At 61.4% G+C, this 17,098-nt stretch carries 6 protein-coding genes; all 6 read left to right on the top strand.

From position 1 onward, the window contains the following. Nucleotides 1-74 precede the first annotated feature (74 nt). The gene (locus A4A58_RS11680) at nt 75-13,241 is read left to right on the top strand and encodes a filamentous haemagglutinin family protein (protein ID WP_068732083.1); all 13,167 of its coding nucleotides are present in this window, start codon (nt 75-77) and stop codon (nt 13,239-13,241) included. 216 nt (nt 13,242-13,457) lie between these two features. After that, the gene (locus A4A58_RS11685) at nt 13,458-14,018 is read left to right on the top strand and encodes a calcium-binding protein (RefSeq protein WP_081421831.1); all 561 of its coding nucleotides are present in this window, start codon (nt 13,458-13,460) and stop codon (nt 14,016-14,018) included. 394 nt (nt 14,019-14,412) lie between these two features. Next, entirely contained in the window at nt 14,413-15,042 is a 630-nt protein-coding gene (locus A4A58_RS11695; protein ID WP_068732089.1) for an STN domain-containing protein, read from the top strand. Between the two features lie 15 nt (nt 15,043-15,057). Further along, nucleotides 15,058-15,651, top strand: a complete 594-nt coding sequence (locus A4A58_RS11700) for an RNA polymerase sigma factor (RefSeq protein WP_068732091.1) — start codon at nt 15,058-15,060, stop codon at nt 15,649-15,651. A gap of 31 nt (nt 15,652-15,682) precedes the next feature. Further along, complete coding sequence (locus A4A58_RS11705) at nt 15,683-16,633, top strand: FecR family protein (protein ID WP_068732093.1); 951 nt, start codon at nt 15,683-15,685, stop codon at nt 16,631-16,633. Nucleotides 16,634-16,881: 248 nt separating this feature from the next. Further along, a partial coding sequence (locus tag A4A58_RS30275; RefSeq protein WP_139069841.1) for a hypothetical protein occupies nt 16,882-17,098 on the top strand: 217 nt, incomplete at its 3' end.

The following is a 17,098-nucleotide window of genomic DNA, read 5'->3' on the forward strand; positions in this document are numbered from 1 at the left end:
CTACCGCCAGGGATCAAGGGAGCAGGAAGCGTGTCCACGATGCACGCGTCATTGATATCTTGCAGGAATTGAACATGACCATCCGGGAAGCTGCTCCACGTCGCCATCCTGCCGCGCGTCGCTCCAAGCCCGGCGGATCGTCTCGCGAGGCGCTGCTTGCGAGTGTCAGTGCGCTCGTCCTGGTGCTTGCAACTGCTCAGGAGGTCGACGCACGGGCGTTGAACGGCGCTGCGGCACCGGGCAATTCTGCCGCTGCAAACGCTTCGGTCGCCGCACAGGCGGCGGCTGTGCAGGCGGCTGCGGCCGCTCAGCGGAGCAGGGACTCGTTAAACCGTGCAGCCAGCGCATTGCAGTCGATGCGGCAATTGCAAGGTGCGGCGGCTGCGGCTGCGCGTGCCGGAGCGAGCACCGTTCCGAACGGAGTGGGGCCGGGTGGCTTGAAGCCTGTTACCAATCCATTGTTATCGGCACAGGATCAGCTGACGGGCCTGAATACCTGGGACGGCGCGTTGCTCCCCACGCAAAGCGTCGCGGCTGATGGCCGGGTCGATGTCAACATCCGCCAGACCCAAAGCAATGCTATTCTCTCGTGGGAAAGTTTCAACGTCGGCAGAGACACGCGACTGACCTTCGATCAGCAAGGTAATGCCAACTGGGTGGCGCTCAACCGTGTCGTTGGCAACGACCTCGCGCCAAGCCGCATCCTCGGCAGTATCAAGTCGGACGGCACCGTTCTGGTCATCAACCGCAATGGAATTATTTTCGGCGGTTCATCCCAGATCAATGTCGGCTCGCTAATGGCGTCGAGCATCGATGTCGGTCCGGCGAGCGTTATTTCCGGCTCAAATTCGGTGCCAACGACCATCAGCCAGCGCAACCAGATGTTCTTGCAGTATGGTCTGCTCGGTTATGCAGAGACTGTACAGGTTGGCCGTGAGGCCTCCACATTTTCTGCTCTTCAGGGTGCAGTTGGCCAGGGCCCTGTCGAGGTTCAAAAAGGCGCTTCGATCACGACGTCACGTGATGATGGATTGCTTCTTCTGATAGCGCCGGAAGTCGTGAATAGCGGCTATCTGTCCGCTCCCAAAGGGCAGGTTGCCTTGGCGTCTGGCACGATGGTCCAGCTGTTGCGGGCTAGCGGGGCTGCCGACAGCACAAATCCAAATATACGAGGTTTGTTAGTGGGATCCGGATCGACCGACCCGGCTAACCCAGGCTATGTGTGGAACAAGAGTGAGGGCCTGATCGAGGCGGCGCAGGGCAATATCACGTTGCGTGCCGGGTCGAACGGTAGCAAGCTCGTCAATACAGGAAATGACGTCGTTAATATCCTTGTTCCTGGCGGCGCGATCATTAATGACGGCGTCCTGTGGTCGACAACCAGTGTGTCGCGTAACGGGTCAATCGTCCTCAGTGCCGCCGACATCCGATTGTCGTCGGGCAGCTTGATCTCCATCGGTGCGGATTCGAGCGGCGAAACCATTCCACAGGACGCGGTATCGCTGGCTAACTTCAAACCATCCGATATCAGGATCGGAGGTTCGACGTCCAATATCGAAATGCAATCCGGCGCACTCGTCTATGCGCCGGGCGGCAATGTCACGTTCGGTGCCCCATCCGGTGCCACAACGCCAGGGCAAAACGGTAGTCAAACCGTCGCCACACCTTCGATCTTCATTGATCGCGGTGCGATCATCGACGTGGCCGGTCTGACAGATGTCCTTATTCCCGCATCGCGCAACGAGGTAGTCATCTCGCCCGTCAAGGGTAATGAGTTGCGGGACTCTTCACTCTATCGTGCAGGTTTTCTCAACGGCGCGACGGTCTATCTCGATCCGCGACTGTCCGGTGTTCGCGCCGACGGTGTCGCATGGATCGGCTCGCCGCTGATCGATGCCGCCAGCTACTATGCGCTGGTCGGCGTAAGCGCCGCCGAACTGATGACGAAGGGCGGCAATGTGACGCTCGGCGCTACTGCGTACAATGGGACGAGTACCAGTTCGGCTGTCGCCATACCGGGCAGTGCGGCGGCCAGCATCATCGTCAAATCGGGTGCCGTCATTAACATGGCCGGCGGCTGGGTGACCTATGAGGCAGGCAAGATCCGCTCCACGATGCTTGTGTCATCCTCGGGACGTCGCGTCAGTATCGGCAACGCCGATCCGAACGATTCCTATGTGGGAATCTATAACGGCTTCACCGTCAATCACGCGCGATGGGGTATCAAGGAGGTCTATGCGGATACGTTCCATTCCGGAGTACGTTTCGAATCTGAATACATCGAAGGACGCGATGCCGGCACGCTGACCCTGAAAATGGCTGCGGCATCTTTTGATGGCATGATTTATGGCGACGCGTTCGCCGGTGACCGGCAACGTGTCGCCTCCAAGACCGGCTCCGGCAAGAGCACAATCTATGGCGACAAGCGCGCGGTTCAGGGCGCCACCAGCGAACTCCCGGCGGGAGGTATGCTGTTCGTTCAGGCGGATTCCGGTGGCGGTAATATTCGCATCAGCCACGATCCGGCGCCGCTGCCCGAGGACTTCGACTATGGTCAGAAGGTCGTAATTGGGCCCGATGGCCGTTACGTTTATTCGCCGCGCGATCCCAGCTCGATCTTGCCAGCCGCGCGCCTCAACACAATCACCATTTCGGATCGGGCGATCTCCAATGCCGGTTTGAGCGAAGTTGCGCTTTACAGTGGCGGGTCGATCACCGTCGATGCCGATGCCAAAGTTGCGCTCAATCCCGGCGGAGTGTTCGACGCTTTTGCGGGACGCAAGATCGGCATCGCGGGCAGCATCTCAGCGCCAGGCGGCAGGGTTATGCTGGAGACCTATTACGGTATCGGATCCATTTTCGAGCCGGCGCCAGTCGTGCTGGGCAGCTTTGACATTGTCGTCGCCGGCTCGATCTCGGTGGCTGGCCGATGGGCCAACGATTTCAATACATCGTCGCTCGATCCGATGGGGAGCGCATGGCTGAGCGGTGGTTCGATATCGATGTATGTTGCGTCGCGCGATCTACAGCTTGATGGCCCTCGCGCCGCTTTTCTGCGCGATTATGGCCTAGTCGATTACAACGGACCCGGAACATCGCTGACCACGACTGATATTTCAGGCAGCATTCTGATCAACGCCGGCGCGAGGCTCAATCTGGCCGGCGGTGGACGCATCGACCAGAGGGGCAAGCTGACGACTACGGCGAAAGGTGGCAATCTCTCGCTGCGCAGCGACGCCGGCTATTTTCAGATCTCCACCGATGCCAACTATGACTACGGCCGGCTCCGTGTTGCCACCACCGGCAACGAATATTCCAATCCGGGCATCGTCAACAACCCCAGTCAGATCAATGCGCGGATCGTGTTCGATCCCGATGCCATCGAGGCGCATGGCTTCGGCGGCGGTGGGACGTTCACGCTGGTCACGCCGCAGATCGCATTTGGCGAGGGCACACCAACCACCGGAACGGTGCTGCCGCTCGATTTCTTTTCGACCGCCGGTTTCGCGACCTACAATATAACGTCCTATAAAACCGATCTCAGCCCGAGTACCTTCGACAATGGCAAAGGCGGCTACAACGCGATCCTGGCGACGCAAACCCTGACGGTCGGGGCTGGTCAAACGCTGCTGCTTGCACAATCCGTACTGCCTAGCCTTCTCAATCCCGCTCAGATCGGCGCGTTGCGCAATCTGACGACCGGTGGCGATCTGCTGTCGGTCCTGTCCCCGATTGTGCCTGACGACGCCTGGGACAGCAAAGCCGTCAATCTGAATCTCGGCGGGTTGCTTGAACTTCACGTCGCTCAGGGCGGGCGCATCATCGGCGCGGCAGGCAGCACGCTGGCGATTCCGAAGCTGTTCAACGAAGGAACCATTCGCTTACCCGGCGGTACGATTACGCAGCAATTGGTGTTGCCGAGCCTGTATGCCGGCGGTTTCAATGGAACTCAGGGGAACGAAGGAGCCGTCCACGCGCTGTCGGATATTTTCAGCGTGGGCGCCAATGGATTGATTGATCCGAATGCGCTCAATGCCAAAGGCATTAAAGCCCCGGACGGCCGCATCCTGACCAATGCTGAGGTGGCCGGCGACCAATTCCATAACTACAAGCAGGCGATCTATTTGCTCGGTTTGCTTGATGCCGATCAGGGTGTCGTGCTGGCGCCCGGAAGCGTGACGGATCTGTCTGGCGCCGCAATTCTCAATCCGCGCGCCATGCGTCCTGATCGTTCGGCGCTGACAACAGGTCGGATCATCGCCGGCGGCACGCTGGCGTTGCTTGCTGCATCGCAGGACGGGACCTCGTTATTCGCTGCGCAGCAGAACTCGGTCTTCGCGCAGATCAAGGCAGTGGGTTGGCGCATGCCGCAAACCATCGTGGCGCGGCCGGGCTCGGTGCTCGATCTGTCCGGCGCGTCAGCGGCCTTCGACCAGTTGGCCGGAAATGCTCGGCTGGATAATCGGGGCGAATATGTCAGCACACCAGTCTGGAGTGACGCGGGCATGCTGATCGCGGCGAACGGTGCGACCCTGTCCGGCGCCACGATCCGCGCAGCAGGCGGTGCGCCGCAGGCCAATGGCGGCACGCTCGTGATTCTCGATCCGATTCTGACACAGCACGATCCTGCGCTGCCCGTGCGAAACGTGGTGTCTGCCGATATGATCAGGGAGGCGGGCTTCGATACGTTGGCCGCAATCGGCAGCGTCAGCTCGCTGGGAGATGCCACTGTCGAACTCGGACGGGGTTTTTTCCTGCAAGGCCGTCCCTATAACAGTCTGGTTGCCGTCACCAGCACTTCGGCCGATCCCTTGCTGCCGGTGATCCGCAGCGGTGGCCGCCTCGAGATTGACGCACCCTATATCGGAATCCTGAGCAGCTTCGACACGATTTCGAATCCGAATATCGGCACCGCCGGTGCCGGCACTGTCGTCTTCAATGCCGGTCAAATCGACATTTCCGGCGCCGTCATCTTCGACAGGTCGGTCGCCAGCGCGACGCTTCGGTCATCGGGCGATATCCGTCTCACCGGCGTGCAGCAATGGCAGCGGACCTATCTGCCGACCTTCGTGCCGACGGAGTACACGCTCGCCGGTGCGCTGGCGGTAAATGGCGATCTGTCACTGATCGCTGGACAGGTCTATCCAACCACTGGCAGCACTTTCACGATCAGCTCGACGGCCGCGAACGGCACCGTTACTTTTGGACGTAGCGGGTCGACCACGCCGGCGGCGCCATATTCCGCGGGCGGCAATCTGAATGTCTATGCGGCCAATATCCGCCAGGGCGGTGTTGTCCGTGTGCCATTCGGCACGCTGACGCTCGGCAGCAACACCCCCTATGCGAAGACGGTCAGTAGCGTCACCAGCAATTTTGCGCCAGCCACGCAAAGCGTGACGCTGCTTGACGGCAGCATCACGGGTGTGTCCGCCAATGGTCTGGTGATCCCATATGGAATCACGACCGACCAGAAGGAATGGTACTTCGCGCCGACCAGCGTTGAGGCGCTCAACGGTCCGCCGCTCAAGGTGATGCAGATCAGCGGCGCCAACGTCGCCATCAATGCCGGGGCGACGGTCGATCTGACCGGCGGCGGCGACGTCTACGCCTACGAATTCATCCCGGGTACCGGCGGCTCGCGTGACGTGCTCGATCGCTTCAACAGCGATCAATATAGCGGCAATAAGGGTTATCAATATGCCGATGGCCGGCAGGTCTATGCGATCGTTCCGGGGCTCTCGGCGCCCACCGCGGTCTATGACCCGCTCTATTCCGCTGATTATGCCAATCTGTATTCCGCATCGGGCATCGGTCGAGGGGTCTATCTCGACGCCGCACCCGGACTGACTGCCGGTTGGTACACGTTGTTGCCGGCTAAATACGCCATGTTGCCGGGTGGCATGCGGGTGGTCGAGCAGACCGCGAGCGGTGTCTATCGTGGCACTGGCGCGCAGACTCCCGACGGGTCGCTCTACGTCTCTGGCTTCTATGGCGACGCACTTGCGGACACAGCGCAGTCCGACATCAAAGGATTTAACGTTCAGTCACAGGCGGTGATCCTGCAGAATTCGCGGATTGCGTTGACGTCCGGCGATACGATTGCCAGGAATCTGGCCGCGAGCAATGGCACACTGACGCCGCGTCTCGGTATCGATGCCGGACGCCTCGTTCTCAATCCACTGAACGCGCTGTCGATCGATGTTGCAGTATCCGCTACTGCGGCGCCGGGTGGTCGCGGCTCCCAAGTCGATATCGGCGGTCGAAACTTCGACATCGTGTCTCACTTGGCAGACGCGCCCGCCGATGGTGCGATCCATGTCACCGCGGACAGCCTCACACGATTGAATGCGGGAAGTCTTTTGATCGGTGGCATTCGCACCGATAACAGCGACGGCACCACCAGCTTCAATATCACCGCGCAAACCATCCTGGTTGCGAACGACGCGGCACACCCGCTGTCGGCGGCGGAAATCGTTCTGGTCGTCGATGACCAGATCACCAATCCGGTCGCCTCGCGCATCACGCTTGCGGACGGCGCGGCTTTGATCGCCACGGGGGTGCTGACCGACCAGCGCAGCGGCAACTATATCATCGACGGACGCGTCACCACGACCGTAGTCAATGGCCGGACATATTACACCAATCCTCTCGTCACTGCCGAAGGCGCGCTGTTCCGCGTGGCCAATGGGCCGGAACGTCTGGTGACACGTTTGAAGGATTCGCAGACGCCGGCGGTACCGTCCGCCTCGTTGATCGTCGGCAACATCATCGCCAAAGCTGACGCGGTCGGCCTCGACACGTCGGGCACCGTCAGTGTTGCCGGCAATGCCGTGCTGCAGGCGAAATCGATCTCGCTCGGCGCGCCGAAGATCGCGTTTACTTCGGGAGCCGGCGCGGTGGGTACCGTCGTGCTGACGCCACAACTGCAGGCGCTGCTGTCCCAGGGCGATCAGCTCACGCTGCACGCCCAGAGCACGATCGGCTTCGATGATGGCATCTATCGCTTTACGTCCGTTAATTTCGACGCCCAGAATCTGCTTTCGCTCGAAGGCGGCAACGTGGCCATTGTCGCCGGCCGGCTGGGGCTCGGCAACAGCACCGGCACCGCCGGCACGGCGGCAGGTGGCTCTGGCGTGCTTGACGTATCCGCAGACGAAGTCCGTTTTGGTTCGGGCGCGCTTGCCACGACGGGCTTTGGGGCAGGAGTCAGGCTGACGGCGACGAATGGCGTGTTCAGCGGCGGCACCGGCGGCGTGTTCGACGTCGGTGGTGCAAACTTGACCATCACCACACCCTATCTCGGCGATCGCGCCGTGGCGGCAACCGCCACGGAATCGGGCTCCGATCTGACGTTCCGCAGCACGGGCGCGGTTCTTGTCACCAATGCCGGTTTGGCATCCATCGACGCGAGCAAGGTATCGGGCATTCCTGGCTCCGCGTTGAGCATCGAAGGTAATGGCATCGTCGTCTCCGGAACACATCTCCGGGCCACCGCAGGCGCAATGACTCTGCGTTCGAGTGCCGGCATCGTACTTTCCGATGCGGCTCTGCTGGAAACACCCGGCTATGAGAAGGTCTTCGGCGATAGCGCCGATGCGGTGATACGCTCCTCGCCGGGCGGCACGCTGACGCTGTCGGCGGAAGGCGCGGCCGGCATCAATCTCGGCAATGCCACGCTCTCAGTTGGCGGCGGCAAGGGCAATGGCGGCAAGCTCACTTTATCGACGCCGAACGGAACGGTGGATCTGGCGAATGCCGTCCTGAATGGTTCTGGTGGCGCAGGCTTCAGCGGCGGCAGCTTTGCGCTCGATACGAAGAGCGCCATCGATCTGGTGGGGCTGAACAACCGCGTCGGCGCGCTGGGATTTACCGGCGGCTTCCAGCTGCGGACCCGGTCGGGTGATATCGTTCTGGCTGCCGGACAGACCCTGCGATCCAGCGTAGTCAATCTCACCGCGGATGGTGGCTTTGTCACCATTGGCGGCCTGATCGATACGTCGGGCGTCAACGGTGGAGACGTCTTCCTTTACGGCGCGCATGGCGTCAATCTTCTGGCCAGCGCGAAGCTCGATGCAAGCGCCAGCGGCTATGCGGCCGACGATACCCGCCAGGCCAGGGGTGGCAATGTCACGCTTGGCACCGACTTCATTCCGGGAACGGCAGTTACCCAAGCGGATGGCAGCATTACGGGTATGAGTGGCGCGATCCATGTCGCATCTGGTGCCAGTATCGACGTGTCGGCACGTCGCCCCGGCGACCGGCTGGTGCGATTGCTGCGCAATGGCGTGATCTATTATCAATATGCCGAGGGTGATCAGGGCGGCACAGTCAATCTGCGTGCACCGGTGGTCGACAATGGCAGCGGCGGCAAAACCGTGAATGTCGTGGTGGACTCAGTCGCGAGTGTCGTCGGCGCGCGCGCCATCGATCTGGAAGGCTTCAAGCGCTGGGATCTTAAGGCTGTCGCCAATAGTGGGCTCTACAGTGGAGTCACCTACTACGCCACCGACACGATGCTCCCGGACCAAACGTTCTATAAGGCCAACACGATCGCGCTCGATGTTGCGGCAGGCCTCGACACTGCCAATCCGGACGGCACACCCGTGCTGGTGGCTGGGCTCAACTTCCTCGGCGACAATGGCACAGGCACTGTGGTCGAATTCGTGCAGGGCTTCTCCCTGTCCGGTCTCGATGCCAAGCTCGGCGGCCTTGCGTCGCAATCGAATTTCCAGGCGCGGCCGGGCGTTGATCTGACCCACAGCGGCAATATCGATCTCAACTCGAACTGGAACCTGGGCGCGGGCGTGGTCGACGTCACCAGAGCCATTGCGGACCAAGTGATGGCGGTGGATCCCGTCACGGGCCCCTATGTCATATTCGGCAAGGAAGCACAGTTGCTCGCCGACTACACGACCATGACCTACCGCGTTGGCGGTCGGGCGACGGGCGCGGCTCCGATCCTGTCGTTGCGGGCCGGCGGCAACCTGCACCTCAAGGGCAGCGTCACCGACGGCTTCTTCCAGTTCCGCGATCAGTACGACCCGACGTTTCAGGCCTTCGCGAACGCCACGTCCAACGACACCACGCTCCAACTTCTTGGCGGAGATTATTCGGGAAACTTTGTGGACTGGCTAACCTACACGACGGACGGGTCTCCCTGGACTAACTTCTACAATTTGTTCTTCGATAGCTTCAGCAAGACAGGCAAGGGCATCGACGAGCTTTCTTCTGGCGGCGGAGGAGCTCGTCCTCAGGCTCCTAACATTCCGTTCAACGCGCTAGGCAATTCCGCCGCGGCATTGAGTTCGGGAGCGGGCGGCGTGGGCGATGCGCTGGCTAGCGCCGTGGTCTTTCCGCAATTGCCGGGAGGGCAGATCGCAGCCTCGTCCAGCTATCGTCTGACGGCAGGCGCGGTGATCGGCAGCGCCGACCCCACGCGCGTGGTGAGCACAGGAATTGGAGCCTTGATTGTCGATGGGGCAAAGCCCACCACGATGACAGTCACCAATGCCTCTGCTCCCGGCGCTTTCTTGATCGAAGTGTATGACGGCTTCTACGGCCCGGTCGATAATCCCTTCCGGGTCGGGTCGATGGATTTCGACACCTACCTGCAGAACCTGTTTCCCGGCCTGACAGGAGACTCAGTGATCTCGCTGCCCTTCGCGTCCGTCATTCCGTCCAACTTTCAGGCTTTCATCAACGATACCCTCGCGGCCGATCCGAGCGCGCATGTGACGATCTGGTTGGCACCTGATCAGGCGTACGGCTATCCCGAAGTCTCAATCTCCCTTTCCCTGTTCTCGCAGTTCCTGCAGCAAAATCCGGGTGGGTTCGGCGGTGGCGGTGGCGGCACCACCACGATCCCCCTCATCCGGCAGACCATGATCCGCACCGGCACCGGCAACATCAGCATGGCGGCGGCAGGCGACGTCGATCTGCGGGGACCGGCAACGCCGGTCTATCTGAACGCCTCCGGCGCTGTTACATCCGTTCCCCCACTGGACGCTTCGGGAACAACCAATCCCAGCCAGCAACTGGGCGGTGCTGCGGTCTATACGGCCGGCCATATTGCCGACACCACAACGAAGCTCGTCTCCGGCGTCACGATCAATCCGGCAAGTTACTTGCCAACTGCCAGCGTGTTCTCGGCGCCACGGGACTATGATTATGGCGTGCGCGGCCCATCCGAAACCGGCATCGGAACGCCAGGTGTCGTGATGGCCGATCCGGTTTACCTGGACGGCGGCGGCGATGTGAACGTTACCGCAGGCCGCGATATCCTGGGCCGCCGCGACCTAAGCCTTGCGGAAGCGCTTCGCCGGTATGGCAGTCCGACCTGGGTCGGCACCAGGGATCAGCCCTGGCGGATAGGCACGATCGGCACCACGACCAGCGCGGCGATCAACCCGCAATTGTTCCGCGAGGGTCTGGGCGCACTGGGCGGCGGAAATATTCTCGTCTCCGCGGGGCGCGACGTCTCCACTATTTCGATGGTTGCCGATACGTCTCTTGTGACGGCGACGGTTACGCCGTCCCCCAGCTTGGCAACACGCGCGCTGCTGACATTCGGCGGCGGCAATGTCACGATCAACGCCGCGCGCGATATTCTCGGCGGTCGTCTCGACGTTGGCTCCGGCACCGCGCTGCTCAGCGCTGGCCGCAACATAGGCAATGCCGCCGCGATCGTCACCGGCGTTCACACCGAGGGCTATAATCTCCCGGGTGACACGGGTCCGGGACAAATACGTTACGTCTACACCACTCTCGCCGATCAGTTACGTGTCCGGATCTCCGACGCCACCGCGGACCTCTCCGCCGGCGGCTCGATCGCGCTGCAAGGCGTGATGGCGCTCGGCGTGGCTTCGGGCCCCTCTATGTTGGGCGCTGGGTCCTTTACCGCGGTGGATAATCTCTACGGCTTCTATTCGGCCCATAGCGGCCTGAGCCTGCTCGCCAACGGCAGCATCACGGTGGCCAACAAGGCAAGTGTCGGACTAAGCGGGACCGAGGGTTACATCGATTTCATGACGACTCCGGGCGATAACATCTACACCGCGGTTTATCCGGCCTCGTTTTCGGCCGCGTCGATTGCAGGCGACGTCAATGTAATTGCCGGCACGGTCAAATCCGGCAACGACTTCGTCACAGAAAGCAATATCCTGATGGTGCCGAGTGCGCATGGGCAATTGCAACTGTTCGCCGGGCACGATATCGCCCCCACCACAATTGCCATGCTCGACAGCGATCCCGGACAATTGCCGGGACTGTTCTCCACCTATTTCAATTCCTCGCCTCTCATCACCGGCGGCATCCGGTTCGAGTTCCCGGCGGTGTATTCAAGCACGTCAGATTACGTGCTGTCCCAGCAACACAATCGGATCGCGACCCATGGCGAGGATCGCGAGCCGATCTATCTTTACGCCGGCAACGACATTGGAACTGCGGATCAAGGGCTGACAATCTCGGTGCCGAAGCAGGCACGGATCAGCGCTGGCCGGGACATCACCAACATGATGTTCTTCGGCCAGAATCTTGCGGACACAGACATCACCCGGATCGTCGCGGGGCGGGACATCACCGCGACGACCAAGCTGGTCCAGCCGCTCCTCAGTTACAGTTGGGAATATCCGAACCTGACGCGCGTTTACGGCGCCGCGCGGCCCGCCCTGCAAGGCAATACTTTCATCCTCGGCGGTCCGGGCGATTTGTTCGTTGAGGCCGGCCGCAATATGGGTCCGTTCCTGAACTCCTCGGTCAGCGTCAATCTCGTTTGGCCCAGTTCCTTCTCCGGCGACACATACAAAGCCACGCTGGAGACTTATGGTGGCGGCATCCTGTCGGTCGGCAACCAGCGCAATCCATATCTTCCGTCCGTCGGGGCCAACGTCAACGTGTTGTTCGGCGTCGGCAAGGGAGCCGATTACGACGGGTTACGTGAGGCCTATGTGGTGCCCGGTAGCGCCGCCAATGCGCTTGGCGACTACGGCGCCAAGCTTGTGGACTGGATGCGGGAGAACGCAGGTGCTGAACTTCTCACCAAGTACAATACCACCAAGGTAAGCGCCGATGACGCTTACGCCGTGTTCGTCACCCTGCCGGAATTGCGGCAGCGCAATTTCCTGATCAAGGAAGTCTACTTCAACGAACTGGCCGCCACTGCTGACCCCAAGGGGCCGTCTTACCTGAAGTACTCGCGTGGCTATGCTGCGGTGAACACGCTGTTCCCAGCCTCGCTCGGCTACACGGCCAACGGTCTCGAGGGTGGCGCCAGCGACAACGCGTTGGTCTCTACCGGCGATCTCGACCTGCGTCTCGCCGCGATCGAAACGATGTATGGTGGTGATGTCAGCATCGTCGGACCGGGCGGCCGGGTGATCGCCGGCTCGGTGGTTGCCACCAGCCAACAGGCCGAGCGCCGGGCGTTCGACGGCGGCCGGTTGTTCTCGGGTGGGGCGCCCTTTGCCGCCGGGTTTCCGACCACAAGCCGCAGCATTCCGGCGGGTTATGAAGGCGTGTTGGCGCTGCGCGGAGGCAATATCTACACCTTCACCGACGGCGACTTCCTGCTCAATCAGAGCCGGCTGTTCACCGAACAGGGCGGTGATATCAAGATGTGGTCGTCCAACGGTGATCTGAACGCCGGGCAGGGGCCGAAGACCAGTGCCAACTTCCCGCCGATCGTCGCGCATATCGATCAGAACGCCGTCATCACGGTCGACGTGCTGGGCGGGGTGACCGGCGCCGGCATTGCCGCGCTGAAATCGACTCCCGATGCGCCGGATGCCGATGTCTATCTGATAGCACCGCGCGGCAAGGTGGATGCCGGCGATGCCGGTGTACGCGTCTCGGGCAATCTGTCGGTCGCGGCGCTGGTCGTCGTGAATGCCGACAACTTCAAGGTCGGCGGAACCACTGCCGGTATCCCGATCGTGCAGGCGCCCAATGTGACGGGGCTGTCCGCGGCGTCAAACGCGAACACCGCCACGCAACAGACGGCCGTGCCGGGACAGGGCAGCGGCAACAGCCAACCGTCAGTCATCATCGTCGAGGTTCTCGGTTATGGCGGCGGCGATCAGCAGTCGCCACCGCGGCCGGATCCCGAGGAAGAGCGCCGGCGCAATCAGACGCAAAATACGACCCAAGATCCGCGCAGCCGCTATCAAATCGTCGGAGGCGGGGCTGCGACGGAAGAGGAAGCACAACGTATGGCGGAGGAACGGCGCGTACAGATAGGGCGGTGACGCAAGCTGCGCGGAAGAGACGATGTCGTTCTCCGGTGTGCGTAGAGGGAAGCGCGGTGAGAGCTCGGGGTCGGACATGACATCGGAAAACAGTAGCCCTTCCGCGAGCGTTAACCCGCAAAAATAATTAGAAATAAAATGATTGAACGCCGGCGACGTCCCGGTAGTTTCAACCCATAGGTGTACTGAAGCTCTTTCCCCACGGGCCGGACGCAAATGTCTGAGAGCGCTAACGATAACGCTGCTTCCAGCCTTGCCTGTTTGATCCTGTTGCTCCGCTTCAATGGCGTGGCGGCGGAGCCCGAGCAGATCAGCCATCAGCTCGGGGGCGCTGCGGTTGATGCGCAGGAAATGGTGCGCTGTGCCAGAGCCTTGGGGCTGAAGGCGCGCATCGTATCGAAAGACTGGAAACGCCTGCTTGCCACATCGCTGCCTTCTAACGTCGATCCGAGCGGGACGCTTCGGCTGTCCGAGGATCTTGCGCCGGAACATCTCTGGTTCAAGCAATCCGGACAGGATCTTCTGATCGAAATCATGGGATCGGATGACGATGTCACGGTGGCCGGCTGGTTCGCCAGTCCGACCAACGCGCTCGGCCAGATTGCCACGGCGGGCGGCTGGACGATCGATGGCCAGATCTCGCAGCTGGTGCAGGCGATGGCCACTTACTCGACCTCGCATGCGGGATTTGACACGCATACGAGCGGCTCTCAAGCCCCTACCGATCCGGCCCTTCAGGTAGCGATCGCAGCAGCATGGCATCAACAGGCAGCTTAGAACTACTGCAAGCGGTGACGCGGGGGATGGTGCGGGCTCAGTACCATCCCCCGACAATCGTTTTCGTCGTTCGACGTGGAAAGGATTGGTCAATCCGATCCCACAAGTTGCGGCGGGCTATATTGATCTGATCGCGCCGCTTGGCACCATCGATGCGGCGCGCACAATGATTGAGACCGCTGCACAAAGCGAACGTTCATTCGCTGGCGGCGGATGCGGTTTCATAGTTCGGTGCGGGGATGCTGCTTCCGCGTCCTTCATCGCGACATGAAAGTGTAACATTTGCTGCCTATGGCTTCCTCGTCCCAATTGATGGGCGCGAAAGCGAGGATGAGTGTTGTCACCGGATGCGCTAGTTGCTGCGCCCCGGAGTGTTCGGCCAGGCCGTGCGCTGGTGCTGGGTTTCGTCTTGTTCTCGGTGATTGGCACAGCAGCTGCGCAAGAGCCCCTCAGTTTCGATATTCCCTCCCAGCCGCTTGCAAAGGCGCTCTATGCCTTCAGCGCGGCGACTGGGATCGAAGTGATGGTCGATGCGCGGCTGGCGGCGGGGCATCGTGCGCCCGAGGTCAAAGGCTCGTTGCCGTCACGCGAGGCCTTGTCGGTCCTGCTTGCCGGATCAAATCTTGTCGCTCGGGAGTTCGGGCCTGGCACCGTGACTCTCGCCGCGATGTCGCCGGCAGCTGCGCCTACGCTTGAAAACCAGCGCTACTTTGCGGATGTCCAGCGCGCCGTCGAGAATGCGCTTTGCGCCGATGCCCGCACGCTACCCGGTCGCTATCGCCTTGCGCTCAAGCTCTGGGTCGGGCCATCAGGTGAGGTGACGTGGGCAAAACGGCTCGACACGACGGGAGACCGGACACTCGATGATGCCCTCGATGCGATGATCCCGAAGATAAGCGTCGGAAAGTCACCGCCATCGCATTTCGCGCAACCCATTGCCCTGATCGTGGCTCCCAGCGACACTGGCACAATCACGGGCTGCTCGGCGAACATGCTCGCTCCGCGTCGCGCTGCGAACAGGTAATCGGCAGCGTCCATCATGGTTGATCCGGGTCTTATATTGCTCCGTCAGTTGCTGGTTTCGCGCTACGACGAACTGAAGCGCCGGTTGACGCGGCGCGTCGGCTCGTCCGATGTCGCGGCCGAAGCGTTGCATGAGACCTGGATCCGACTTGGACAGCTTCAGGAGGTTGCTTCTGTTCGACGGCCGGAATCATATCTCTATCGGATTGCGCTCAATGTGGCGGTGGACCGGCATCGCGCAGATGTTCGCTGGTCTGACAAAGCCAGCCTTGAGGCGCTGCTGCGATCCGATGACGACCAGCTCGATCCTGAACATATCGTCCTGATGCAGTCGGAAATGGCCGAACTGGAGCGCGTCCTGCGCGAATTGCCGGAGCGCCGTCGGGCGATCTTTTCGGCAGCTTTGATTGAAGAAATACCCTATCGGGAGATCGCAAATCGCTTTGGTATTTCGCTTCGCTCAGTCGAACGGGAGATGAGCCGCGCCTTCGATCATTGCAGCAGGCGGGTCAAAAATTTTCCGGCAAAAGGGCGGGTTGGTGCTTCGGGGAACGTCTTGTCAATGGACAGGGCGATGAAACGCGCCACGGATAGTGAAGATGACGACTGATTCTGACGTGCCCCACGCAACCGAAGACCCGATGATCGCAGCGCGGCGCTGGGTCATTCGCTTGCGTTCGGGAGAAGCAGGCCGGGATGATGTCGAGGCCCTCGGGCGCTGGCGCGCCGAGAGCCTGGCGCACCACCGGGCGTTTGCGCTGGCAAATGCGCAATGGAGCATGCTCCGGCAGGCGGCTATCAATGTCGCGACGGCCCAGGCACCGGCCGTCCGAAAACCCGCGCGTGCTGTGTTGACGCGTCGCGCCTGGATTGGCGGCGCTCTGGCTGCGTCGGTCGGCGGCGCGGCCTATCTTGCGGTCCGTCCGCCGCTGGAGCTCTGGCCATCGCTGTCGGAACTCAACGCCGACTACCGGACCGAAATCGGGGAGCGTCGCCAGATCGATTTTTCCAACAACGTGTCGGTCGAGATGAATACGCGGACCAGCCTCAGGGCATTGGATGCTGGCGTGAACCCTCAGGTTCTCAATTTGGTCGGCGGCGAGATCGCCGTGACCACCGGCAAAACCGGCGCAGCGTTGGGCCAGCCCTTTGTCATCGTGGCCGGGACCGGGCGGGTCAGTGCGACACAAGCGATGTTCGACCTGCGTCGGGACGGACAGGACGTTGCGGTGACCTGTCTGGATGGGGGCGTGAAGATCGAGTGCGGCCAAGAGACGGCAACGTTGAAGGCCGGCCAGCATGTTAGCTACAGCGCGCAAGGTTTCGGTGCCATCGTGGCGACCGATGGACGCGCGGTCGATGCATGGCGAAAAGGCTTGCTGGTGTTCGATAATCAGCCGCTGGCGCAAGTGATATCCGAGATCAATCGCTATCGGCGCGGTCGGATCGTGCTGACGAGCGCGAGCATTGGTCACTTGCCGCTCGACGCGACGTTTCGGCTTGATCGCATCGATGAAGTGGTTCCAAAGCTCGCGCACTTGTTCGGTCTGAAGGTCCGAACGCTTCCGGGCGGTGTCGTGCTTCTGAGCTAGTACCGGCTTTGGACGCGCTTCGGGCGTCACAAATGTTTCATTATTTTTATTGGCGGTTCGGACCGTCCCGCATGCGTCTTCAGGACGAGAACGCGTGTGGCCCCGAACAATGTCGTCAGTCGGCAGGTCAACGGTCATCGCGCTTCAACATAGCGATACTATTGAACTTACCGAAAGATCGTCCGATGTCCGACCACATGTCTATGGCTAGCCACACTTCCTCGCGCCGCGCGTCCTTGCGAAACGGCGTGTTGCTGGTCACGGTCAGTGCCATCAGTCTGTTGGTGGCTAACAACGGAGCATTGGCCCGCGCTCTGAATGGGTCCAGCCCTGCGCTCTCCGCACCGAACATCGCGTCGGATGCCGCAACCTATGCAGCGCAGCAGGCGGCTGCGGCGGCGCGGCAGACACAGGGTTCGCTGGCGCGTGCAGCGCGCGCCATGCAGGATATGCGGGCCGTGCAGG

Origin of the sequence: Tardiphaga robiniae (assembly GCF_001618955.1) — a bacterium.
GTDB classification, from domain to species: Bacteria; Pseudomonadota; Alphaproteobacteria; order Rhizobiales; family Xanthobacteraceae; genus Tardiphaga; species Tardiphaga robiniae_A.